The following is a 1,387-nucleotide window of genomic DNA, read 5'->3' on the forward strand; positions in this document are numbered from 1 at the left end:
TCAGTTAAGAAAACTTTTAATAATCTATTGATAAATTATTGATGTAAAAACAATAAAAGTGGATTCCGGCCAAAAAACCGCCGGAATAATGGTATGGACCCACCCGCTTTCTAACGGCTTCGTAATGAGCCATGATGGGGTTGTTAAAATCACATCAATAAAGAGGATGAGTCCAACATGAACATTACTACAATTGGCATTGACATAGCAAAATCAGTTTTCCATTTATACGCGGTTAATAAAGCAGGTCGGTTAGTGCTTAAAAAAGTGATTAAACGTCACCTTTTACTCTCCACTATCGCCAAATTAGGGCCTTGTACCATTGCTATTGAAGCATGTGGCAGTGCCAATCATTGGGCTAGAGAATTTAATAAATTAGGTCATAAAACGGTATTGATCGCGCCACAGTTTGTTTCTCCTTATCGTAAAGGGAATAAAAATGACTATAACGATGCCCAAGCTATTGCTGAAGCCGCTCAACGTCCCGATATGCGCTTTGTGCCCATCAAGTCTATAGAGCAACAAGATGTACAAATACTGCATAGAATAAGACAACGCTTAATCAAACAACGCACCGCATTAACGAATCAAACACGGGGCATGCTAGCTGAATATGGTATTGCCATGAACAAAGGCAAAAAAGCATTTAAAGAAACCATGCCAATCATACTCGGTGACGGAGAAAATCAATTAACCGTCGTTAGTCGTACATTATTTGGTGAGTTAGCAGATGAGTTTACAGAAATAGAAAATAAGATAACTGACTGCGAAAAATTGATTTTACAGGAAAATAAAACCAACGGGGTGTGCCAACGACTACATGGTATTTTAGGTGTCGGCCCGATTACTGCCACAGCCTTATATGCAGCAGTAGGTGATGGTAAAGAATTTAAGAACGGTAGGCATTTATCAGCCTGGTGTGGTTTGGTTCCCAAACAACATTCAACCGGTGGAAAAAATAATTTATTAGGAATAAGTAAGCGAGGCAATACTTATCTAAGAACCTTATTTATTCATGGTGCTAGAGCAGTGCTACGCCACAGTGCCAACAAAACAGATAAATTCAGTCTATGGGCAAAAGCACTCGAAGAAAAAAGAGGATTTAATAAAGCTTGTGTGGCCATTGCCAATAAACTGGCCAGAATATCTTGGGTGATAATGGCCAGAGATGAAGAATTTAAACAAGCAGTATAACGCGAAAGATTAAACACTTTTTAATAGGTTAAGTAAGCCTACCCCCAAGTTGCTATGACACATTGATTTGAAGGTGAAACAGTCAGACTGAGCCACTTAAAACCTGTAATCGTCATGGGCTCTAAAGAAGCCGTCGGAATGATTAGGAAAGTGGCAGCAGATATCCATCAGGGCCAGAGACACAAAGCTCTCA

General features: G+C 39.5%; 1 protein-coding gene. It reads left to right on the plus strand.

Annotated features, from left to right (window positions below):
- Positions 1 to 177: 177 nt before the first annotated feature.
- Positions 178 to 1,194 (plus strand): IS110 family transposase, encoded by a 1,017-nt coding sequence (locus tag KO534_RS12755; RefSeq protein ID WP_215930051.1) that lies wholly within the window; start codon positions 178 to 180, stop codon positions 1,192 to 1,194.
- Positions 1,195 to 1,387 lie beyond the last annotated feature (193 nt).

This window comes from Paraglaciecola arctica (assembly GCF_018861065.1).
GTDB lineage: Bacteria > Pseudomonadota > Gammaproteobacteria > Enterobacterales > Alteromonadaceae > Paraglaciecola > Paraglaciecola arctica_B.